Annotated in this window: 20 protein-coding genes; all 20 read left to right on the top strand. The window is 45.8% G+C overall.

Annotation, left to right across the window (positions count from 1 at the left end):
* Nucleotides 1-2: 2 nt before the first annotated feature.
* The 20 genes from H8R94_RS06410 (at nt 3) to H8R94_RS06325 (ending at nt 22,123) form a co-directional block, all read left to right on the top strand.
* Nucleotides 3-989, top strand: a complete 987-nt coding sequence (locus H8R94_RS06410) for an acyltransferase (protein WP_186854180.1) — start codon at nt 3-5, stop codon at nt 987-989.
* Between the two features lie 102 nt (nt 990-1,091).
* Nucleotides 1,092-1,397, top strand: coding sequence for a helix-turn-helix domain-containing protein (locus H8R94_RS06405; RefSeq protein WP_118280492.1), 306 nt, complete (start codon nt 1,092-1,094; stop codon nt 1,395-1,397).
* Entirely contained in the window at nt 1,357-1,599 is a 243-nt protein-coding gene (locus H8R94_RS12385; RefSeq protein WP_330416263.1) for a HipA N-terminal domain-containing protein, read from the top strand. Before H8R94_RS06405 ends, H8R94_RS12385 begins: the two co-directional genes overlap by 41 nt.
* Complete coding sequence (locus tag H8R94_RS12380) at nt 1,581-2,141, top strand: HipA domain-containing protein (protein WP_330593017.1); 561 nt, start codon at nt 1,581-1,583, stop codon at nt 2,139-2,141. The genes H8R94_RS12385 and H8R94_RS12380 overlap by 19 nt, the downstream gene beginning before the upstream one ends.
* Nucleotides 2,051-2,341 (top strand): HipA domain-containing protein, encoded by a 291-nt coding sequence (locus tag H8R94_RS12440; protein ID WP_334298646.1) that lies wholly within the window; start codon nt 2,051-2,053, stop codon nt 2,339-2,341. The genes H8R94_RS12380 and H8R94_RS12440 overlap by 91 nt, the downstream gene beginning before the upstream one ends.
* Before the next feature lie 23 nt (nt 2,342-2,364).
* Nucleotides 2,365-4,662 (top strand): type I phosphomannose isomerase catalytic subunit, encoded by a 2,298-nt coding sequence (locus H8R94_RS12375; protein WP_186854179.1) that lies wholly within the window; start codon nt 2,365-2,367, stop codon nt 4,660-4,662.
* A gap of 35 nt (nt 4,663-4,697) precedes the next feature.
* Nucleotides 4,698-5,765, top strand: a complete 1,068-nt coding sequence (locus tag H8R94_RS06390) for a mannose-1-phosphate guanylyltransferase (protein ID WP_186854178.1) — start codon at nt 4,698-4,700, stop codon at nt 5,763-5,765.
* 12 nt (nt 5,766-5,777) lie between these two features.
* Nucleotides 5,778-7,508 (top strand): phospho-sugar mutase, encoded by a 1,731-nt coding sequence (locus H8R94_RS06385; RefSeq protein WP_186854177.1) that lies wholly within the window; start codon nt 5,778-5,780, stop codon nt 7,506-7,508.
* 35 nt (nt 7,509-7,543) lie between these two features.
* Complete coding sequence (locus tag H8R94_RS06380; RefSeq protein ID WP_186854176.1) at nt 7,544-8,491, top strand: glycosyltransferase family 2 protein; 948 nt, start codon at nt 7,544-7,546, stop codon at nt 8,489-8,491.
* On the top strand, nt 8,485-10,092 hold the full coding sequence (locus tag H8R94_RS06375) for a response regulator (protein WP_186854175.1): 1,608 nt from the start codon (nt 8,485-8,487) through the stop codon (nt 10,090-10,092). The genes H8R94_RS06380 and H8R94_RS06375 overlap by 7 nt, the downstream gene beginning before the upstream one ends.
* Nucleotides 10,089-11,537 carry a sensor histidine kinase gene (locus H8R94_RS06370; protein WP_118535031.1) on the top strand — a complete coding sequence of 483 codons (1,449 nt, stop codon included), beginning with the start codon at nt 10,089-10,091 and terminating at the stop codon, nt 11,535-11,537. Before H8R94_RS06375 ends, H8R94_RS06370 begins: the two co-directional genes overlap by 4 nt.
* A gap of 162 nt (nt 11,538-11,699) precedes the next feature.
* The gene (locus H8R94_RS06365; RefSeq protein ID WP_118280485.1) at nt 11,700-12,695 is read left to right on the top strand and encodes an ABC transporter substrate-binding protein; all 996 of its coding nucleotides are present in this window, start codon (nt 11,700-11,702) and stop codon (nt 12,693-12,695) included.
* A gap of 125 nt (nt 12,696-12,820) precedes the next feature.
* On the top strand, nt 12,821-14,311 hold the full coding sequence (locus H8R94_RS06360; protein WP_118280484.1) for a sugar ABC transporter ATP-binding protein: 1,491 nt from the start codon (nt 12,821-12,823) through the stop codon (nt 14,309-14,311).
* 2 nt (nt 14,312-14,313) lie between these two features.
* Complete coding sequence (locus H8R94_RS06355; protein WP_118280483.1) at nt 14,314-15,402, top strand: ABC transporter permease; 1,089 nt, start codon at nt 14,314-14,316, stop codon at nt 15,400-15,402.
* 1 nt (nt 15,403) lies between these two features.
* The gene (locus H8R94_RS06350) at nt 15,404-16,465 is read left to right on the top strand and encodes an ABC transporter permease subunit (RefSeq protein ID WP_118280482.1); all 1,062 of its coding nucleotides are present in this window, start codon (nt 15,404-15,406) and stop codon (nt 16,463-16,465) included.
* A gap of 151 nt (nt 16,466-16,616) precedes the next feature.
* A complete protein-coding gene (locus H8R94_RS06345) occupies nt 16,617-17,717 on the top strand; it encodes an ABC transporter substrate-binding protein (protein WP_243069497.1) in 1,101 nt (366 codons plus the stop codon).
* Nucleotides 17,718-17,731: 14 nt separating this feature from the next.
* Nucleotides 17,732-19,039, top strand: a complete 1,308-nt coding sequence (locus H8R94_RS12075; protein WP_243238469.1) for a hypothetical protein — start codon at nt 17,732-17,734, stop codon at nt 19,037-19,039.
* A gap of 38 nt (nt 19,040-19,077) precedes the next feature.
* Nucleotides 19,078-20,148 carry a 6-phosphofructokinase gene (locus H8R94_RS06335; protein WP_118280481.1) on the top strand — a complete coding sequence of 357 codons (1,071 nt, stop codon included), beginning with the start codon at nt 19,078-19,080 and terminating at the stop codon, nt 20,146-20,148.
* A gap of 19 nt (nt 20,149-20,167) precedes the next feature.
* A complete protein-coding gene (gene dnaX, locus H8R94_RS06330) occupies nt 20,168-21,772 on the top strand; it encodes a DNA polymerase III subunit gamma/tau (RefSeq protein WP_186854174.1) in 1,605 nt (534 codons plus the stop codon).
* Nucleotides 21,773-22,123, top strand: a complete 351-nt coding sequence (locus tag H8R94_RS06325; RefSeq protein WP_118280479.1) for a YbaB/EbfC family nucleoid-associated protein — start codon at nt 21,773-21,775, stop codon at nt 22,121-22,123.
* Nucleotides 22,124-22,128 lie beyond the last annotated feature (5 nt).

Raw genomic sequence — 22,128 nt, 5'->3', positions numbered from 1 at the left:
AAATGATACCACTAAATGAAAAATCTAAAAATAGAATACAGATTATTCGGGCGATAGCCATTATATCTGTGCTAGTGATTCATACCGTAGGGCAGAGTCCATATGAACTATACATCCGTCCGTTAGTGAATTTTGGTGTTGGAGTATTTCTTTTTTTATCAGGTTTTCTGACACCCCGTATAGAGGATGTGAAGGTATTTTACACAAAAAGAATACTTAGGGTATTCATACCCTACCTAGTCTGGTCACTTTTGCTTTGCGTGGTTTATGGAGATTATCAGGATCTGGCATGGAACCTGCTGACATTTCAGGAGAGTAGCATTTACTACTATATTTTTGTTTATCTGCAGATCACATTGCTTGTGCCAATTTTATGGAAACTATTAGATGCAAGATATTATTGGCTGGGACTTGCTATTACGCCGGTGGCAATTCTGGTCGAGGTAATCTGGGCATTGACGGGACACTATCTGATTTATCCAAGGAATATCAATAACTGCCTGGTTTGGATATCTTTTGTTTATCTGGGAATGCTTTTTAGAAGAGGAATAATTCGGATACACGGCAGATATCAACAGTGGAGTATAGTTATGGGGCTGGCAATGTTTTTAGAAGTGTTGGAAGGAAAATTCTGGCTATCTTTTGGCAGAGAAGATTTTGCTACAACACAGGTCAAACTTTCGTCTATGTTTGTGACAGGATGTGTGTGTGTGCTGGTGTTTTTTTATATTACAGGTCTTCATAAAGATGAAATATATACGGAGAAAGGTAGTAAAAAAGAAATTTTTAGGCGAATCGTGATTTCTATTGGTGATGCTTCCTTTGGTATTTATCTGGTGCATCCCCTAGTGATATATTTTTTGAGGCATAATACAGGATTTTTATTTCCTCTTAACACGATACTGACCTTGATACTCACTTATCTGTGTGTATGGATTGGGCAGCGTATATGTGGAAAAAAACTTGGGAGATATCTGGGATTTTATTAGGTTGAATCATCGATAAAACCATGCTATTATAGATAATATATTATACAAAAATAAGCAAAAATGCATAAATTGAACAATATATTATCCAAAAGGAGCACTGAAATGGAAGCCTTGGTTTGGGAAACGGCAGAAGAATTAGATAAGAAAGTAGCAGAGCATTTGCGAAATATCCGCAAACGACGTCAGATATCTCAACGGAGTTTAGCAGATCTTAGCGGTGTTAGTTATGGCTCTGTCAAACGATTTGAAACAACAGGACAGATTTCCTTATTATCGTTGACTAAGTTGGCTATGGCATTGGGACTGGCGGATGAACTGAGAGATTTGTTTTCACAAGTGCCATATCAGGATATTCAGGAGGTAATCAATGAAAACAGAGAAAGGACTGGAGGTTTATCTCGGCAGTGACAAGGTAGGAATACTTGCGGAAACATCCAATCATAAGGTGGCATTTTCGTACAGTGACGTGTGGCTGGAAAAGGGTTTTTCCATCAGTCCCTTTTCATTACCCTTGAAAAGAGGTGTCTTTGTTCCTTCAAAGTTATATTTTAATGGATTATTTGGTGTATTTGCCGATAGTCTTCCAGATGCATGGGGCAGTTACTTTTAGAGCGGATTATAAAAGAGCATGGCGAGAATATTAGTTCTTACAATGTCTTGGATCGCCTTGCGATTGTAGGAACTGCTGGTATGGGAGCGCTAACATATCAGCCAGCATATTCCATCAGATTGGCAGAAAGTCAGGCTGATTTAGATGAATTGGCCAGACAATGTCAAAAAATTCTCTTAACAGAATATGCGGAGAAATTAGATGAATTGTATCAATTGGGTGGAACCAGTGGTGGGGCAAGACCAAAGATTATGACGCAGATCAATGACAAATATTGGATTATAAAGTTTCCGGCACATGTTGATAAGCAGAATAGTGGAAAGATGGAGTATGATTATTCCCTTTGTGCTAGAAAATGTGGGATTGAGATGACAGAGACAAGACTTTTTCCGTCACAGACCAGTTCTGGTTATTTTGGAACAAAGCGTTTTGATAGAGTTGTAGAAGAAGGATGTGTTTTAATGTGTATGCGCATAACCGTGACGATCACGCCAAAAATTTTTCATTTATCTATGATGAAGAAAGAAAAAAATGGCATATGAGTCCTGCTTATGATTTGACTTACAGTAACACGTACTATGGTGAACACACAACAACAGTAGACGGCAACGGCAGGAATCCGGGCATGAAAGATCTTGTTGCAGTGGGGAAAAAAGTCGGAATGGATAAGACTCGCTGTGAGAGAATAGCGAGGGAGATTGAGGAATGCGTGTGGTACGATTTGAAGGAGTATCTTAGATAGATTTTAATGATAGGAGTAGATCAGTGAAAGCAATCATATTAGCGGGGGGCGCAGGTGACCGGTTGTGGCCGCTTTCCAGAAAAAATGCACCCAAACAATTCTTGAATCTGAACCAGGATAATTCTTTGTTCCAGGAGACCATTATCCGTAATATTCCTTTTTGTGATGAGTTTGTCATCGTTACCAATCAGGAATACCAGGAGATTGTTGAAGGGCAGATGAACCAGTTCCAGGGGATCTCCTACCAGATCATTGTGGAGACGGAGGCACTTGGTACGGCACCGGCGGTACTCAAGGCGAGTTCTGTTCTTTCCAAAGAAGAAATGGTACTGATCATGCCGGCAGATCTGGTTTTGATCGGTGAGGGATATTCGGATGCCCTTTATCAGGCAAAGACGCTGGCAGAGCAGGGACAGTATGTTCTGTTTGGTGTTCGGGCGGATGCACCGAAAACAGGTTATGGCTATATCCGGCATCAGGGAAATCATGTCAGCCGTTTTATTGAAAAGCCATCCAAGGCGCTTGCCCAACAATTATTCTATCAGGATGATATTTTGTGGAATAGTGGCATGATCCTTTGTAATAATGGCATGTTGCAGGAAGAATTGGAAGATACTTTGCGGATCCGGCAGGAAAAGTATGAAAAAGAGCATGAAAGTCCATCCGGCGTATATAAGACCGGACGTATTCACATAGAGAAAGCACTTCTTGAGACATCAGATCATCTATCTGTGATACCGCTTTTTATGCAGTGGCAGGATGTCAGTAATTTCCACTCTTATGAGAGTGTGTCCGTCGGAAAAGAACACAAAAATACCATTTTGCGTGATTGCAAGAATACGACGGTCATCAATCAGACCGATCGGCAGTTGATCGTGGGCAATGATCTGGATGATCTGTTTGTGGTCAATACAGAGGATGCCATTTATATTACCAGAAAGGAATCTGAGCAGGATATCAAGAGCATTATCGCAGAGGCGCCGGATACTTATGAGGCATATTTTAACTATAGTCCCATGGTATATCGTAACTGGGGTATGCGGGAGATCATCGCACAGGCACCGGGCTATCGTGTGCGGCGTATTCTGATGTATCCGGGAGCGACCTTATCGGCACATTCTCACGAGAAAAGAAATGAGAACTATGCCGTGATACAAGGTCAACTTGCAATAGAATTGGATGGCAGAGTAATACATATCCGGGAGCATGAAAGTATCAATATTCTGCCCAATCAGATGCATCGACTGTTTAATGATGGAGACCAGAATATAGTCGTGATCGAGGTCGACACAGGGCAGGAGATTGATGAACGAGACATGATCCATCTGGACGAGGTGCCGATGGCAGGAAAGAAATTACCGGAACTGTATCTCTTATCTCCGGCATACAAGGACTATCTGTGGGGAGGGGATCGTCTGGTAAGACAGTTCGGCAAACAGAGCCCCTATGATATCACTGCGGAATCATGGGAATTATCGGCGCATAAAGATGGACAGAGCCATATTGTCGGGGGGACTTTTGATGATCAGCCGTTTGGCGATTTTATCCGCCAATATGGATCGAAAGTCTGCGGCTGGAAAAGCCGTACCTTTGACCGTTTCCCGATCCTGATCAAGTTTATCGATGCGGCAAAACCGCTTTCCGTGCAGATCCATCCCGGGGATGACTATGCTTTTGTTCATGAAAAAGAGTTTGGCAAAAATGAAATGTGGTATGTGATGGATGCCGTAGAAGGCGCTTATCTGTATTGCGGCTTTTCGCGCAGGGTATCTGAGGAGGAAGTGCGAAAACGTCTGGCGGACAATTCCATCACGGAAGTGTTGAATAAGGTTTATGTCAAAAAGGGGGACGTGATCTTTATCCCGGCGGGGACGATCCATGCCATTGGTGCAGGTATCCTGATCTGCGAGATCCAGCAGAATTCCAATTCCACCTATCGTGTATATGACTACGATCGTGTGGATAAGGAGGGCAAGAAGCGTCCGCTCCATGTGGATAAGGCACTGGATGTCATGAATTTTGAACCTTATGAGCAGGGAGCATTTGGTTTGCTGGAGCCACAGGAAAAAGATGGAAATGTGGTGCAGCAGTTGAGCCTATGCAAGTATTTTCAGTGTGAAAAGTACCGGATTCGGGAAAAACAGACACTTTATGTGGATGAAGCATCTTTTGTTTCTCTTGTGATTTTGGCTGGAAATGGCATAATATCATGTGGAGAGGAAAGCATTTCCTTTGGAGCAGGAGACAGTATTTTTGTTTCCGCAGGGCGCAAGGTTCTTCATATCGAGGGGACTTGCGAACTGATCACAACGAGAATTTAGGACATATTGCAGAATAAAAAGAGAGGTAGAGTAGAATGAAGACATATGGCGTAATCATGGCTGGTGGCGGCGGTACGAGATTTTGGCCGCTCTCCAGAGCAGAGGAACCAAAGCAGTTATTGAATTTGAGTGGAAAAGACCTGATGGTCAATGAAACGATCGACCGGATCGCTACTTTTACAGACAAGCAGGATATTTTCATTGTGACAAATGAGACCCAGGTGCCGAAAATGCGTACGGCAACAGAAAGCCGTATCGCGGCAGACCATATCTTAGCGGAGCCGGCAGCAAGAAATACTTCCGCCTGCATTGGATATGCAGCATTAGAGATCGTAAAAAAATATGGTGACGGCATCATGTGTATCTTTCCGTCGGATCATTTCATCAAGAACCAGCCGGAATTTACGCGCGTTTTAAAAGAAGCCATTCAGATCGCCGAGCAGGAGGATAAGTTGATCACGCTGGGGATCACACCGACTTTCCCATCGACCGGCTACGGATATATCAAGTTTGATGCTACAGATGCTGCTTATGCAAAAAAAGTCGTAGAATTCAAGGAAAAACCGGATGAAGAGACAGCAAAAGCCTATGTCGCCAGTGGAGAGTACGCTTGGAACAGCGGCATGTTCATCTGGCGGGCATCTACCATCCTGCGAGCTTTTGACCAGTTACTCCCGGATGTGGCAGCCTGCCTGCATGAGATTGGTGACGCCATGGGAACGGATGTAGAAAAGGAGACGATCGCCCGTGTTTATCCAAACATTCCAAGCATTTCCATTGACTATGGTATCATGGAAAAGAGTTCTGATGTGCTTGTGATTTCTGCGGAATTTGGATGGAATGATGTGGGAAGTTGGGATAATCTGGGTGTTCTTTATGATGCGGATGCATCCGGCAATGTGATCGCAGCCAACCATATCGGCATTGATACGACAAATAGCATTGTCTATGGAAAGAAACGCCTGATCACCACGATCGGCATCGACAATCTTATCGTCGTCGAGACCGACGATGCGATCCTTGTGTGCGACAAGAACCGTGCCCAGGATGTTAAAAAGATTGTGGACGAGTTGAAGAAGCGTGGAGAGACAGATTTTTTGTAATAGGAGGCAAGCATGAACTACAAAGATACATACTGGGACTGGCTGCAAAACCCATACTTTGATGCAGCAACAAAGGAAGAACTGCGCGCCATCGCAGATGATGAAAAGGAGATCGAAGACCGCTTCTATCGCCAACTGGAATTTGGTACCGGTGGTCTGCGCGGCGTGATCGGTGCAGGAACCAACCGCATGAACATCTACACCGTCCGTCAGGCAACCCAGGGATTGGCAAACTACATTCTGGCACAAAAAGGACAGGATAAGGGCGTGGCGATTGCTTATGATTCCCGTATCATGTCACCGGAATTTGCCAAGGAGGCAGCCCTTTGCCTCAATGCCAACGGCATCAAGACCTATCGCTTTACCAGCCTGCGTCCGACACCGGAACTTTCTTTTGCGGTTAGAAATTTGGGTTGTATTGCAGGTATTGTCATTACCGCTAGCCACAATCCGAGAGAATACAACGGTTATAAGGTTTACTGGGAAGATGGCGCCCAGATTACACCGCCGCATGATAAAAATATCTTAGCCGAGGTGGCAAAAGTGACTTCCTTTGATCTGGTCAAGACTATGGACGAGGTCAAGGCAAGAGAAGCCGGACTTTATCAGGAGATCGATCAGGAGATCGATGATGCTTACATGGCAGAACTGAAGAAGCAGTCCATCCACCCGGAGGTTATTTCTGAGATGGCGAAAGACTTTACCATCGTTTATACCCCTTTGCATGGAACCGGAAATATCCCGGTCCGCCGTGTATTAAAGGAACTGGGCTTTGAAAAGGTCTATGTTGTGCCGGAACAGGAAAAGTCGGACGGCAATTTCCCGACCGTTGCCTATCCAAACCCGGAATCGCCAAAGGCATTTGAACTTGCCCTTGCACTTGCAAAGAAAGTGGATGCGGATATCGTGCTTGCCACAGACCCGGATGCCGACCGTCTTGGCGTCTATTGTAAGGATACCAAAAGCGGTCAGTATGTTTCCTTTACCGGAAATATGTCAGGTATGCTGATTGCAGAGTATATCTTAAAGGAGCGGACCGCCACAGGAACCATGCCGCAAGATCCGGCTCTGGTCGAGACCATTGTTACTACGGATATGGCAAAAGTCATTGCCGAGGCTTACGGTGTGAAACTGATCGAGGTCCTGACCGGATTTAAATACATTGGTGAGCAGATCCGTCTGTTTGAGGAAAATCACACATATCATTATGTCTTTGGTCTGGAAGAAAGTTACGGCTGTCTTGCCGGGACCTATGCCAGAGATAAGGATGCCTGTGTTGCCGTTATGATGCTTTGCGAAGTTGCATCCTGGTATAAAAAGCAGGGCAAGACCCTGTGGGATGCCATGTTGGATATGTACGAAACATATGGCTATTTCAAAGAGGGATTAGAGACCATCACCTTAAAGGGCATGGATGGCGCAGAACAGATCCAGCAGATGATGGCAGATGCGAGAGAAAATCTGCCGCAGGCGATCGGTGATTATAAGGTGCTGGCAGTCCGTGATTATAAGACAGATCTGCGTATCGATATGGCAGACGGCAGCAAGAGTCCTACCGGACTTCCGACTTCCAATGTGCTTTACTATGAGTTGGAGGATCATGCATGGTGCTGTGTACGTCCTTCCGGTACAGAACCAAAGATCAAATTCTACTTTGGCGTAAAGGGGGCTTCCCTTGCAGATGCAGAGGATAAGTTGGAGGACCTTACCAAGGGCATGATGGCTCTGTTTGACCGTAAGTAGAGCAGATTATATTGATTTTGACAGAGAGAAAGAGTATGAGTGAAAAGAAGTTGACCATGGTGGTTCCGGCATACAATGAGGAGGAGGCACTGCCTATCTTTTATGCGGAGGCATTGCGGGTAGAAAAGAAATTACCTGGAGTGGAGATCGAGTATCTCTTTATTGATGACGGATCTTCGGATGGAACCCTTGAAGTTCTACGGGATTTACATAAAAAGGATGCGCGTGTGCGATATGTTTCCTTTTCCAGAAATTTTGGAAAGGAGGCAGCCATCTATGCCGGCTTGCAGAATGCAACAGGAGATTATGTGGCGATTCTAGATGCAGATCTACAGGACCCGCCGGCATTGTTGCCGGAAATGCTGCAGGCGATCGAGGAGGAAGGCTATGATTGTGTAGGCTCGCGCCGTGTTACCCGAAAGGGAGAGCCGCCGATCCGGTCCTTTTTTGCCAGAATGTTCTACCATATTATGAAGAAGATTTCAAATGCAGATATTGTGGATGGAGCCAGAGACTTTCAGTTGATGAACCGCAAGGTCGTGAAGGCGATCTTAAGCATGGGGGAGTACAATCGCTTTTCCAAGGGTATCTTTGGCTGGGTCGGTTTCCGGAAGAAGTGGCTGGAATATGAAAATATTGAACGGTCTGCCGGAGAAACAAAATGGTCTTTCTGGAAGTTGTTCCTGTATGCTTTGGACGGCATCGTTGCCTTTTCAACGGCACCGCTTGTGATCGCATCGGTGATGGGGATGGTATTTTGCCTGGTGGCATTTGTTGCGATCATTTTTATCATAGTAAGAACGCTGATCTTTGGTGATCCGACTTCCGGCTGGCCTTCCATGGTCTGCATCATTATCTTTATTGCGGGCATACAACTTCTGTGTATGGGTATTTTGGGGCAATACATGGCAAAGACTTATCTGGAGACCAAGAAGCGTCCGCTTTATCTGGTGGAGGAAACAGAGGAAGATGAGATATGTTGAAGGTATTTTTAGTCGAAGATGAATTCGTTATGCGGGAAGGCATCAAGAATAATATTGACTGGGCTTCCCATGGTTATGAATTTTGCGGGGAAGCAGGCGATGGGGAAGTTGCCTATCCTATGATCCAAAAATGTAAACCGGATATCGTCATTACGGATATCCGTATGCCTTTTATGGATGGTCTGGAATTGAGCAAACTGATCAAGAAGGAGATGCCATGGATCGAGATCATCATCCTGACAGGATTTGAGGAGTTCGCCTACGCCAAAGAAGCCATCAAACTTGGTGTGGCACAGTATCTTTCCAAACCGATCAGTGGGGATGAACTCTTGCAGGAGTTGGATCAGTTAGCGGAAAAGATCCGGGAGAAAAAGAGAGAACAGGAAGTCCGCGAGCAGTATCAGCGGGAAATGGAAGAAAATGTCCAGAAGAACCGTAAAGATTTCTTTAAGTATCTGGTGACCGGAAGCAAGACGCCGGTCGAATTGCTGGAAATGGCAGACCATCTGGAACTGGATATTTCTGCCATCTGGTACAATATCGTCCTGGTACAGATCAAATCGACCAGACATGCCAGAGATGAGTTCTCCAGTAGTATTGTAGAGGCAGAAGAAACCTTAAAGGCCTATGAATCCGAGAGCGATGTACTGGCATTCGAGCGCAGTCTGGAAGGAAAGGCGCTTTTGTTTAAGGGAGACAGCAGGGAAGAGATCGAGGAAAAGGAAAAACTTTTCTTAGAGGTCTTGCAGAAAACGATCGGCACCTATCATCATCTGGTCTACTATGTTGGCATGGGAGAGCCGGTCAACCGTCTGCGGGAGTTGCCGGAGTCCTTTGAACAGGCGAGACGTGCTTTTGCACATCGTTATCTGCAAAAGGAGAATATGGTCATTCGCAGTCAGGACAGTGAAAAGGCGGAGGCTGAGGAGGCATTTTCTATCGAGAGTGTCAATACCAAGGAAGTCAACCGCGGTAAGATCACGGAATTCTTAAAGGTGGGCGGTTCGGATGAAGTGGTATATTTTGTGGAAGAATTTTTCCGCGGAGTCGGTACAAATGCCTTAAAATCCGGTATTTTCCGCCAGTATATCGTCATGGATGCCTACTTCTGCGTCAGTGATTTCCTGGAGAGTATTCATGTAGGAAAAGAGCAGGTGGCTGCACCGGACTTAAATTCCGGTATTGTGGGCGATGAAAAAGAAGCCATGGACTATGTGCAGGGCATTTTACAAAAGGCGGTCAACCTACGGGAACAGCGGGCAACTGACCGTTACCGTGATGTGATAGAGCAGGTCATGCATTATATAGGCGAGAACTATGCAGAGGAAGATCTGTCTTTAAATACGGTTGCTTCCTATGTCAATTTCTCACCCAACCATCTGAGTACCATTTTCAGCCAGCAGACCGGTCAGACCTTTATCAAATACCTGACAGATTACCGCATGGGAAAAGCAAAGGAACTTTTGCGCTGCACCGGCGAAAAGAGCAGTGCCATCAGTCTTTTGGTGGGATATAAGGATGCACATTATTTTTCCTATCTCTTTAAAAAGACTCAGGGAATGACACCGACCCAGTATCGAAATGGAGCCAAGACGGTATGAGAAAACGATGGATAGAATTTTACAATCGATCCACATTAGCGACCAAGATCCGATTTTCGTATCTTGTCCTTTTGGTGCCAATTTTTTCCATCCTCTTTTTTAGTATTTACAATCTTTGGTCCGGCAATCAGCGTTATGAGGACATGATCAACTCGACGCTGGTGGCGAGTGAGTTCAGTCTGGATTTTAAGAAAGATTTTGACTATGAGATCTATCTGGTGATTGTTGGTAATAAGACACTCAAGGAGTCGGATGTAGACCCCATGCTGCGTCATGCCAAAAATGTCGTCAAGGGCTTGGAAAATATCACAGAATCGCAGGATAATCGGGATCGTTTGCAGGATATCCGTAAATATTTGGATAGTTTGCAGGTCTATGTGGCGCGTATTGATGAAAACATGGCAGAGGGCAATCTGTATGAGGAGAACATGGAAATCTGGGAAAATGATGTCCAGATCGTTACGACCCTGGTGCGGGACGAGATCTCGCAATACACCTACTATGAGATCCAGGGGATCCAGAAGTCAAAGGATGACTACCAGAAATTCTACACCTGGATGCTCCGTTTTTGCCTGATCGCTCTGGTGGGCGTTGTGGTCGCAGTCGGTATCATGTCTTATCTGATTCCGCTGAGCATCACGCGGCCTTTTAAGGAATTGAGCCAGGTGACGGATGAGATTGCCAAGGGAAATCTGTCTGTCCGTGCCAACGTCAATACTGGTGTGGAAGCGACGGCACTCAGCAATTCCATGAATACCATGATCGATAAGATCAACGAACTTTTGGAACAGGTCACGACAGAGCAGATCCGTCTGCGCAAGGCGGAATTTGAACTTTTGCAGGCACAGATCAATCCGCATTTCCTCTATAATACGCTGGATGCCATCATCTGGCTGGCAGAAGCAGGCGAACAGAAGCGGGTCGTCGGTATGGTGCGAAATCTTTCGGATTTCTTCCGTACTTCCTTAAATCAGGGGAAGGACATCAATTCCATTAAGGAAGAAATGCTCCATGTAAAGAGTTATCTGGAGATCCAGCATGTCCGGTATCAGGATATCTTAAGTTATGATATTGAGGTGCCGGAAGCCCTTTATATTTACAGTATCCCCAAGATCACGATCCAGCCGCTGGTAGAAAATGCCCTCTATCACGGCATCAAGAATAAACGCGGCATGGGGCATATCAGTATTCGTGGGGAGGCGGGGGAAAAGGATTTTACCATCACCGTGACAGACGACGGTATCGGTATTGACGAGACGCGCCTTAGGCAGGTGCAGTCCGGCATACAAAATAAGGTCCTGACCGGCAAGGACTTTTACGGGCTTTACAATGTCTGCGAAAGGATCCGTCTGAATTTCGGTGAAGAATATGGCATTTTTATTGAAAGTGTCTACGGAGAGGGCACAAGTGTACGTGTGATTCTCCCTTACGTTGAAGCAAAATAAAAAAATCAACTTCAAACATAAAAAAATCAAATAAAATATGGAAGACAGAAGAATTTCAACTTTTCTGAGATTTTTCTGCATGGATAAATAAAGGATCATCTCATAGAATGTAATACATCAAGGGATGGTCCTTAAAATTTATAATTTGGGAGGTACAATTATATGAAGAGGAAAGTTCTTGCAGCCATCTTGGCACTCACAATGGTATTTGGTTTAGCCGCTTGTGGATCTAAGGGCGCATCATCAGATGGGGGGTCATCTGATTCAGGATCAGGAGATCTGATCAAAGTAGGTATCATCAACAATGATCCTAATGAGTCTGGTTATCGTACAGCAAACGATAAGGACATGAAAGAAATGTTCACAAAGGAGAATGGATATGACGCTTCCTTTGCTTACAGTTTGAAGAACGATGAGCAGATCACAGCAGCACAGAAGTTCATTCAGGACGGTGTTGATTATCTTCTTCTTTCTGCTGCTGATACAGCAGGATGGGATTCCGTATTAAAGGATGCACAGGATGCAGGCATCAGAGTTATCTTATTCGACCGTACAATCGACGCTGATGACAGTTTATATGAAGCATCTATCGTATCTGATATGGACAAAGAAGGCGAGACAGCAGTTAATTGGTTAGCAGATCAGGGCTTAGATGAATACAATATCATCCACATTCAGGGTGTTATGGGTTCTGCAGCACAGCAGGGACGTACCGGCGCTTTGGATAAGAAGGCTAAGTCAGATGACAACTGGAACATCGTTACACAGCAGACAGCAGAGTGGAACGCAGAGAAAGCACAGCAGATCGTTCAGTCAGAGATCGACAAGGGAACAAAGTTCAATGTTATCTATGCTGAGAACGACGACATGGCTAAGGGTGCTGTAGCAGCTCTTGACAAGGCAAACATCTCTCACGGCGTTGGCAAAGACGTTATCGTTATGGGATTTGACTGCAACTCATGGGCATTGGAAGAACTCTTGAACCAGAACTGGAACTATGATGGACAGTGCAACCCTTATCAGGCATCTACCATTGATGGCATCATCAAGAAGTTAGAGGCTGGCGAGAAATTAGAAGACAAGGTAGTCATCATGGAAGAAAAGGGATTTGATGCTACAACGATCACACAGGAAGACATTGATAAGTACGGAATCTAATCTTTCCTGACAATTTAAAAATTTTGAAAATGCGTGGTGCGGCGTACGAAGATTCTACGCATGGCATCACGCATTTTTTAAAGAAAAGGAGTGAAACGCAGGTGAGTAATAAAACCATTTTGGAAATGAAACATATCAATAAATCATTTCCTGGAGTTCGCGCTTTACAGGATGTAGATTTTACATTATGTGGCGGTGAAATTCATGCTCTGATGGGCGAAAACGGAGCTGGAAAATCGACACTGATCAAGGTTTTGACAGGCGTTTATGAAAAGGACGATGGTCAGATTTTCGTAGAGGGAAATGACAAAGAAGTATCCATCCGATCACCACAGGATGCACAGAGACTGGGAATTAGTACGGTGTACCAGGAGATCACACTTTGTCCTAATTTGTCAGTAGCTGAAAACATGTACATAGGTAGAACAGAAAATATCTATCAGGACTGGAAGAAAATGAATGCGGATGCTGACAAATTATTGCGGTCTCTCGACATTCCGGCAAAGGCAACGCAGCAGCTTGCTTCTTGTTCCATCGCCGTCCAGCAGATGGTTGCCATTGCTCGTGCGGTAGATATGGACTGCAAGGTTCTGATCTTAGATGAGCCGACATCTTCTTTGGATGAGCAGGAAGTAGAAAAACTCTTTACCCTGATGCGGGATCTGAGATCCAGAGGCGTAGGCATTATCTTTGTAACCCACTTCTTGGATCAGGTATATGAGGTCTGTGACAAGATCACGGTACTGCGTGACGGCAAACTGGTAGGTCAGTATGAGATCAAAGATCTGCCGCGTGTGAAATTGGTTGCCAAGATGCTTGGTAAAGAATTGGATGATATGTCCGATATCCGCGGCGAGCAGGAGCCATACAGTGGCAAGGATGCAGACCAGATTGTATTTGAGGCAGAAGGACTTTACAGTAATGCGGGTATCAAGCCATTTGATTTCAACATCAAAAAGGGTGAAGTCAATGGATTTACCGGACTTCTGGGTTCCGGTCGAAGTGAATGTGTCAGAGCTATTTTTGGCGCCGATCATGTGCTTGGCGGAAAGGTAAAGAAGAACGGTAAGGAGATTAAGATTACAAAACCGATCGATGCCATGAAAAACGGTATTGCATACTTACCGGAGGATCGTAAGAATGACGGTATTATCGGAGATCTCTCCGTTCGGGAAAATATTATTTTTGCAATGCAGGTAATGCGTGGCTTCTTCCGTCCGCTCTCAAAGGCAGAGGCAAACAAATATGCGGAAGAATACATCAAACTTCTGGATATCAAGACAGCATCCGCTGACACACCGATCAAATCACTCTCCGGTGGTAATCAGCAGAAATGTATCTTAGCACGCTGGCTTCTGACCCATCCGGATTATCTGATCCTGGATGAGCCGACACGTGGTATCGATATCGGAACCAAGGTCGACATCCAGAAATTGGTATTGAAACTGGCTTCCGAAGGTATGAGCGTGACCTTTATTTCTTCTGAGACAGATGAAATGCTCCGTACCTGCTCCCGCCTGATCGTTATGCGTGATCGCAAGGTGGTTGGCGAACTTTCCGGAGAAGATCTGACACAGAACAAGATTATGAGTACAATCGCTGGAGGTGAAAATTAATCATGGGAAATACAGCAGTGAAAAAAACGAAAGGATCTGGATTTTTCAGTAATCTGGTAAGACAGCAGATGTTTATCCCGGTGGCAGCGCTTGTGATCCTGGCTGTGTTCAATCTGATCGCAGATCCGTCTTTCTTTAAGATCACACTTGGATACAGTAGTTCCGGGGCACCGGTCTTATCCGGTTATCTGATTACCATCTTAGACTATGGTTCAGAACTTGCCATCTTAGCGATCGGCATGACACTGGTAACGGCTGCTTCCGGCGGACAGGATATCAGTGTGGGCGCTACCGTTGCCATTGCGGGCAGTGTGATCCTGCGTGTACTTTGTGGTTCCAATTCCAGACCGGAGACACTTCGTACCTCGGTTTTGGTGGCATTCTTGGTAGCATGTCTTGTATCTATGTTATTTGGAGCATTCAACGGTGTCCTGGTAGCCCACTTTAAGATACAGCCGATGGTCGCAACCCTGATCCTATATACTGCAGGTCGTTCCATTGCAGCCTGGATCAACAACAATGAATTGCCATTGATCAGTGATCCGTCTTTTGGCTACTATGGTGGATTTTTACCGGGAATTCCGATCCCAACGCCGTTCTTTATCGCGGCTGCCTGCGTTATCATTATCGCGCTGGTATTGAAATTTACAAATTTGGGACTTTACACACAGGCTGTTGGTATCAATGAAAAGTCATCCCGCTTAAACGGTATCAACCCGACCTTTATCAAGTTCTTGAGTTTTGTTATCTTAGGACTTTGCGTTGCCGTTGTTGGTCTGATCAAGGTCAGCCGACTTTCAACGATCAACTATTCCGTTATCGCAAAGGATATTGAAATGGATGCCATTCTTGCCGTAGCACTTGGCGGTAACTCCTTAAGTGGTGGTAAGTTTAATATGGCGGCATCTATTCTGGGTGCTTATGTTATCCAGTTCTTGACAACGACCCTTTACAAATTCGATGTGCAATCCGATGCACTTCCGGCATACAAAGCGGTTGTCGTTATCTTACTGGTTGTCCTGAGTGCACCGGTTGTCCGTGAAAAACTGGCAGGTCTTGGCAAAAAATTCCGTGCAAAGGAGGTAGCATAATATGGCTAATAAGACTTCTACAGCACAAAAAGGTATTGGATACAAAATCAAAAATATGACGGATACGAATATGCTTCTGACCATCACGATCGTTATCTTTTTCCTGATGTATATTGGAGCGATCGTATTCCAGGGAGAGGGCTTTTTGAGGCCGCAGACCTTCCTTAGTATGTTAAATGCAAACGGAGCACTGATCATTACCTCCTGCGGCATGAGTTTGGTCATGATCACAGGCGGGATCGATATTTCCGTTGGTGGTGTGGTAGCACTGGTCAGCATGTGCAGTGCCGTATATCTGGATTATCATAACGGTTCCATCTTAGGGGCTGTGCTGATCTCCCTTGGTATCGGTCTTGCCTTTGGTATTGTTCAGGGCTATCTGGTAGCCTACTTAGATATCCAGCCATTTATTGTATCTTTGGCAGGTATGTTCTTTGCCAGAGGTATGACGACGATCGTCAACACCAATCCTTTCAATGTGCAAAACGAAGCATTCGTTGCATTAAAGGATACCAGAGTGATCGTTCCGGGACTGGGTTCTGTCAACAAATTAGGCAGATATGTGGATGCATATGTAGAGATCGGTGTGGTTGTAGCACTTCTGGTCGTCATCCTCATGTTTATCATGCTCCGCTGGACCAAGTTGGGACGTAGTTTCTATGCTGTTGGTGGCAACCAGCAGAGTGCACTCATGCTTGGTATCAATGTCAGAAGAACAAAGTTTTTGTCACATCTGATTTGTAGTTTGTTAGCAGGTATTGGCGGATTTGTATATTTCCTCCATGTTGGATCCGGTTCTGCTTCCCATGCCATGGGTATGGAAATGAACGCCATCGCATCTTCTATCATCGGTGGTACCATGCTGACCGGTGGTGTGGGAAATATCATCGGCACACTCTTTGGTGTACTTTCTTTGAGCACCATTCAGAATATCGTTTCTTCTGCAGGTCTGGATCAGGCTTGGTGGACAGGAATTACGATCGCCGCAATGCTCTGTCTCTTCTTAGTGATCCAGAGTGTAGTTATGGCACGTAAGAAAAAAGCACAAAGTTTAAATAAATAACCTCCTTCTTTTTTAGAAACGACATGAGAAAAGTAGAGATGAACGCATATCCGGCGTCATCTCTATTTTTCGTTTTCTTTTGGTATGGGTGTTGCGAAATTGTCGCAATTCGGAGATAATAAGAAGTGGTATTAGAAGGGGTGTTTTTACAATGAAAGGAATCAAAAAGACCAGACGCAGTATGGCAAGCCGGCTGGTTGCTGTATTTAGCGTCTTATTGTCAGCCTTTACGCTGACAACAGGCTGTGGAGATACGACGACGGCAGCGACATCACAGGATACAGAAAGTCAGGACAGCAAGCAGATCGTGATCGGTTTTTCCCAACTGGGAGCAGAGTCGGATTGGAGATCGGCCAACACCGAATCCATGAAGTCGACCTTTACCGCAGATCAGGGTTACAAGTTACTGATCGAGGATGGGCAGCAGCAACAGGCAAATCAGATCATGGCAATCCGCAAGTTCATCCAGCAGGATGTTGATTATATCGTGCTTGCCCCGGTGACGGAAACAGGTTGGGAGACCGTTTTAGAGGAGGCGCGCAGTGCCAATATCCCGGTTATTGTCATTGACCGCCAGGTGGCAGTGTCGGATCCGACACTCTTTAACTCCTGGGTGGGATCTGATTTTGAATTAGAGGCAAAAAAGGCAACCGCATGGCTGCATCAATATGCGGTCGCCAAGGGCATAGCAGAGGACAGTCTGCATATTGTCAATATTCAGGGAACGATCGGTGCATCCGCGCAGATCGGCAGGACCAAGGGCTTGCAGGATGCGGTAGTCACCTATGGCTGGAATCTTCTGGCGGAGGTGCCGGGAGAATTTACTCAGGCAAAGGGCAAGGAAGCCATGAGCACGCTGCTCAAGCAGTATGATGACATCAATGTTGTCTATTGTGAGAATGACAATGAAGCATTCGGAGCCATTGAGGCGATCGAGGATGCCGGCTATCATGTGGGGTCGGATATCGCGGCAGGTGATATCATGGTCATGTCTTTTGACGGCGTGAATAAAGAAGTTTTATCCTATCTTTTACAAGATAAGATCTCCTATGTGGGAGAATGTAATCCCAATCAGGGACCAAAGGTACAAAATCTGATACAGACCCTAGAAGCAGGCAAGACACCGGATAAGTATTCCTATATGGAAGAGCATGCATTTGCGCATGATGCTACCGTACCGTCTGTAGAGGTAGATGGGCAGATGTATCCGGTCACTGTGATGACCAAGGACAAACTAAAAGAGTATAAGTAAGGAAGTGTGTTTCTATGAAGATTTTTGAAAATCTGGATGAGATCAAACAAAAGGCAAAGGGATTAGAAGAAAAGGTGGGGCAGACCATCGGGGATATCGAGGAAAAGATCGGACAGAGCGTCGAGGTGGTGGAAACCAAGGTCGATCTGCCTGAGATCAATTTTAACCACTCGGATGTCAGTCGAAATAAATTCATGCTGCATGGAAAACTGGCAGAACAGGGCTTTGACTGGTGGTGGCATTCCTTTACAGCCCACCATAGCAAGACCGGAGAGGAGAGAGCCTTTTTTGTAGAGTTCTTTACGATCAACCCGGCACTTGGCGGGGAAGAAGCCATTTTAGGGCAGACCGAGGAAAATCAAAAAAAGCAGGTCAAGCCTTCTTATATGATGGTCAAGGTCGGTAGCTGGGGAGAACATCCAATACAGCTGCACCGCTTCTTCGCATGGGATGAGGTGACGGTCAAGGAGGACGCCCCTTACCTGATCAGTGCAGACAACTGTTTCTGCTCTGAGACAAGAACGCTTGGTATGGTGGACGTGACCGAAGAAGAATGTCAGGCGCATCCGGAATATATGTCAGATGCTGGCAAGATGTATTGGGATCTGACCATGGACAAAAAACTGACGTTTAATGTAGGTTATGGCGCCAGCGAACCACTTCGCGATGCAGAGGCCTTTGAGATGTTCTGGCATTGTGAGGGCATGAAGACTGCCTTCGAGGGAAAAGTCGTATTAAATGGCGAAGAGTATATCGTTTCCAAGGAAGATTCCTATGGATATGCAGATAAAAACTGGGGCAGGGATTTCACAAGCCCTTGGGTATGGTTGGCGAGCAGTGATCTGACCAGCAAGACGACCGGAGAAAAATTAAAGGACTCCGCATTTGTGATCGGTGGTGGCAGACCAAAGGTAGGACCGGTCGCTATGGAGAATAAATTACTTGGAGCCATGTGGTATGAGGGCGAGCCGTTTGAATTTAATTTTTCTAAGGTATGGACGCTGACCAAGACGAAGTTTAAATGTAAAGAGACAAAGCATCATGTTGTATGGCGTGTTGTGCAGGAAACACCGATGTCAAAAATGTGTACGGAGATCGCCTGCAAAAAGGATCAGATGCTTTTTATCAATTATGAAGCACCGGATGGCAGCAAGCGTCATGACCATCTGTGGAATGGCGGAAATGGCAGTGGTACGATCAAGTTATATCGCAAGCATCTGCACCTGAACAAGGATGGGGCAAAGCCAAAGTGGGAGTGGGAACTGGTCGATGAGATTGCAGTTGCCCATGCAGGCTGTGAATATGGTGAGTACAACAAGTAAATAATACAGACAGATCAAAAAGAAAGGATGGGGTACGAATGAAAATTGGAATGTTGACGAGCGGTGGCGACTGCCAGGCACTCAATGCCGCAATGCGAGGTGTGGTCAAGGGACTCAGTGAGAACGACAAAGACTTGGAAGTATATGGCTTCTATGATGGCTACAAGGGCTTGATCTATGGAAATTACCGCCTGCTGTCAAGCAAGGATTTTTCAGGTATCCTTACGGTGGGAGGAACGATCTTAGGATCATCCAGACAGCCTTTCAAACAGATGCGGATTCCGGATGAGAATGGTCTGGATAAGGTCGAGGCAATGAAAGAGACTTACTATAAACTCAATCTGGATTGTCTGGTCATTCTGGGGGGCAATGGTACACAAAAGACAGCCAATCTTTTGCGTGAGGAAGGGCTGAATGTGATCCATCTTCCAAAGACCATTGACAATGACATCTATGGAACGGATGTGACCTTTGGATTTCAGAGTGCCATCAATGTCGCCTGCAATGCGATCGACTGTATTCATACCACCGCGGCTTCCCACAACCGTGTCTTTATCGTGGAGGTTATGGGACATAAGGTCGGCTGGCTGACCCTTTATGCCGGTGTGGCATCCGGGGCAGATATTATTTTGTTACCGGAGATCCCATATGATATTGATAAGGTGATCGAGGCGATCGATAAACGCCATCAGGCAGGCAAGGGCTTTACGATCTTAGCGGTAGCGGAAGGCGCGATCTCCAAGGAGGATGCAGCACTTTCCAAAAAGGAATGGAAGAAAAAGAGAGAAAATTCACCATATCCGTCCGTTTCTTATGAGATCGCCAAACTGATCGGAGACCGTACCGGTTCAGAGGCAAGGGTGACAGTGCCGGGACATACACAGCGGGGCGGCAGTCCTTGTCCGTATGACCGGGTGCTTTGTACGAGACTGGGATCTGCGGCAGCTCAGGCGATCCTGGAAAAAGATTATGGCTATATGATCGCTATGATCGATGGGCAGACAAAGCGTGTTCCGCTGGAAGATGTGGCGGGCAAACTTAAGATGGTAGATCCTGACTGCCAGATGATTCAGGAAGCAAAGCGGATCGGCATCAGTTTTGGTGATTAGGAAGTAAGAGGTGTAGAGGATGTCTTATACGGCATTATATCGTAAATTCAGACCACAGGATTTTGAGGATGTAAAGGGGCAGGATCATATTGTGACAGCCTTAAAAAATCAGGTCAAAGCCAATCGGCTGGGGCATGCCTATCTCTTTACCGGGACGAGAGGAACCGGTAAAACGACGGTGGCAAAGATCCTGGCAAAGGCAGTCAACTGTGAGCATCCGGTGGATGGCAGTCCCTGCAATGAATGTGAGACCTGTAAACGTATCGCGGAAGGCAGCAGCATGAACGTATTTGAGATCGATGCGGCTTCCAACAACAGTGTGTCAAATATCCGAGATATCGTAGAAGAAGTGGCATATTCACCGACAGAGGGCAAGTACAAAGTCTATATCATCGATGAGGTACATATGCTTTCTGCAAGTGCTTTTGCGGCTCTTTTAAAGACTTTGGAGGAGCCACCGGCATATGTGATCTTTATTCTGGCAACAACAGAAGTGCATATGATTCCGATCACGATCTTATCCCGCTGTCAGCGTTATGATTTCCGGCGGATCTCCATTGATACTATTGCAGGACGTTTGCAGGAGTTGATGGTCAAGGAGAATATCTCTGTAGAGGATAAGGCATTGCGCTATGTGGCAAAGGCGGCAGACGGTTCTATGCGTGATGCCCTAAGTCTTTTAGACCAGTGTATCGCTTTTTATCTGGGCGAAAACCTGACCTATGATAAGGTATTGCAGGTGCTGGGGGCTGTGGATAATGAGATCTTTAGCCAACTGCTCCGCCATGTCTTACAGCATGATGTCACAGGTGCGATCGGTGTCTTGGAAGAGATGGTCGTACAGGGCAGGGATCTAAACCAGTTCGTTATCGAATTTACCTGGTATATGCGCAATCTTATGTTGGTAAAAAGCGATACAAATATGGAAGATGTGCTTGAAGTTTCCAGTGAACATATGGCATTATTAAAGGAAGAGGCAGCCATGGTAGGGGATGAGACGCTGATGCGTTATGTCCGTATTTTCTCGGAACTGTCCAACCAGATACGCCAGTCATCACAGAAACGTGTGTTGATCGAGATCGCACTGATCAAATTGTGCCGACCGCAGATGGAACAGGATTACGAGGCGATCGTAGATCGTTTGGATGTGGTAGAGCACAAGATCGAGGAGGGCGTTCCAGTCATGGTGCAGCAGGCAAGCGCAGGAGCCGTCAATCCGGGGCTATCTGGGGCAGGAGCATCTGCCGTGCAGAAAAAAGATCTGCCGGATGCTATGCCGGAAGAAGTGCAGAAATTGTGCCGTGAGTGGAAACAGATCGTTTCTGGTTCCAGCGGACTTTTGCGGCAGGCACTTTTAAGTGCTTATCCGACGGTCAATGAGCAAAATCAACTTATGCTCGTCTATGACGAGCCACCAGGAGCCAAGAGTATCAATAGTTCGATCTTAGCCAGCGAAGATACGATGGCAGATCTAGAGGCTATGGTGGAAGAAGCGATCGGTAAACATGTGCCGATCGTTGTGAAAGTCAATACATCAGGTGCGGCAAGCAGCCAGTTATATACCAATGCGGTAGATTATTTTGCAAAGGTCGCAAATATTGAAATTGAAGAGGAGGACTTTTAAATGGCAAGAAGAGGTGGAGGATTCCCAGGCGGTGGTGGCATGGGTAATATGAACAACCTTATGAAACAGGCGCAGAAGATGCAGCGTCAGATGGAAGAAGCATCTAAAGCATTAGAGGAAGAAGAACTGACAGCAACCGCAGGTGGCGGTGTCGTAGAAGTGACAGTTTCCGGCAAGAAGGAGATCACAAAGATCAAGTTATCCGAGGAAGTCGTAGACCCGGATGATATCGAGACCCTGGAAGATCTGATCATGGCAGCGACCAATGAGGCACTTCGTCAGATGGACGAAAAGGCACAGACACAGATGTCGAAAATAACCGGAGGCATGGGTGGCGGATTACCATTCTAAGCAGA

The organism is Roseburia lenta (genome assembly GCF_014287435.1).
GTDB classification, from domain to species: domain Bacteria; phylum Bacillota; class Clostridia; order Lachnospirales; family Lachnospiraceae; genus Pararoseburia; species Pararoseburia lenta.
This window is presented reverse-complemented; position numbering and strand designations above follow the sequence as displayed.

Bases quoted from the DNA above. Each gene is read 5' to 3' on its own strand.
- H8R94_RS06390 (WP_186854178.1), top strand. From the start codon at position 4,698: ATGAAGACATATGGCGTAATCATGGCTGGTGGCGGCGGTACGAGATTT.
- H8R94_RS06350 (WP_118280482.1), top strand. From the start codon at position 15,404: ATGGCTAATAAGACTTCTACAGCACAAAAAGGTATTGGATACAAAATC.
- H8R94_RS06360 (WP_118280484.1), top strand. From the start codon at position 12,821: ATGAAACATATCAATAAATCATTTCCTGGAGTTCGCGCTTTACAGGAT.
- H8R94_RS06410 (WP_186854180.1), top strand. From the start codon at position 3: ATGATACCACTAAATGAAAAATCTAAAAATAGAATACAGATTATTCGG.
- H8R94_RS06405 (WP_118280492.1), top strand. From the start codon at position 1,092: ATGGAAGCCTTGGTTTGGGAAACGGCAGAAGAATTAGATAAGAAAGTA.
- H8R94_RS06335 (WP_118280481.1), top strand. From the start codon at position 19,078: ATGAAAATTGGAATGTTGACGAGCGGTGGCGACTGCCAGGCACTCAAT.
- H8R94_RS12385 (WP_330416263.1), top strand. From the start codon at position 1,357: ATGAAAACAGAGAAAGGACTGGAGGTTTATCTCGGCAGTGACAAGGTA.
- H8R94_RS12380 (WP_330593017.1), top strand. From the start codon at position 1,581: ATGGGGCAGTTACTTTTAGAGCGGATTATAAAAGAGCATGGCGAGAAT.
- H8R94_RS06380 (WP_186854176.1), top strand. From the start codon at position 7,544: ATGAGTGAAAAGAAGTTGACCATGGTGGTTCCGGCATACAATGAGGAG.
- H8R94_RS06385 (WP_186854177.1), top strand. From the start codon at position 5,778: ATGAACTACAAAGATACATACTGGGACTGGCTGCAAAACCCATACTTT.
- H8R94_RS06375 (WP_186854175.1), top strand. From the start codon at position 8,485: ATGTTGAAGGTATTTTTAGTCGAAGATGAATTCGTTATGCGGGAAGGC.
- H8R94_RS06370 (WP_118535031.1), top strand. From the start codon at position 10,089: ATGAGAAAACGATGGATAGAATTTTACAATCGATCCACATTAGCGACC.
- H8R94_RS06325 (WP_118280479.1), top strand. From the start codon at position 21,773: ATGGCAAGAAGAGGTGGAGGATTCCCAGGCGGTGGTGGCATGGGTAAT.
- dnaX (WP_186854174.1), top strand. From the start codon at position 20,168: ATGTCTTATACGGCATTATATCGTAAATTCAGACCACAGGATTTTGAG.
- H8R94_RS06345 (WP_243069497.1), top strand. From the start codon at position 16,617: ATGAAAGGAATCAAAAAGACCAGACGCAGTATGGCAAGCCGGCTGGTT.
- H8R94_RS06355 (WP_118280483.1), top strand. From the start codon at position 14,314: ATGGGAAATACAGCAGTGAAAAAAACGAAAGGATCTGGATTTTTCAGT.
- H8R94_RS12440 (WP_334298646.1), top strand. From the start codon at position 2,051: ATGTGTTTTAATGTGTATGCGCATAACCGTGACGATCACGCCAAAAAT.
- H8R94_RS06365 (WP_118280485.1), top strand. From the start codon at position 11,700: ATGAAGAGGAAAGTTCTTGCAGCCATCTTGGCACTCACAATGGTATTT.
- H8R94_RS12075 (WP_243238469.1), top strand. From the start codon at position 17,732: ATGAAGATTTTTGAAAATCTGGATGAGATCAAACAAAAGGCAAAGGGA.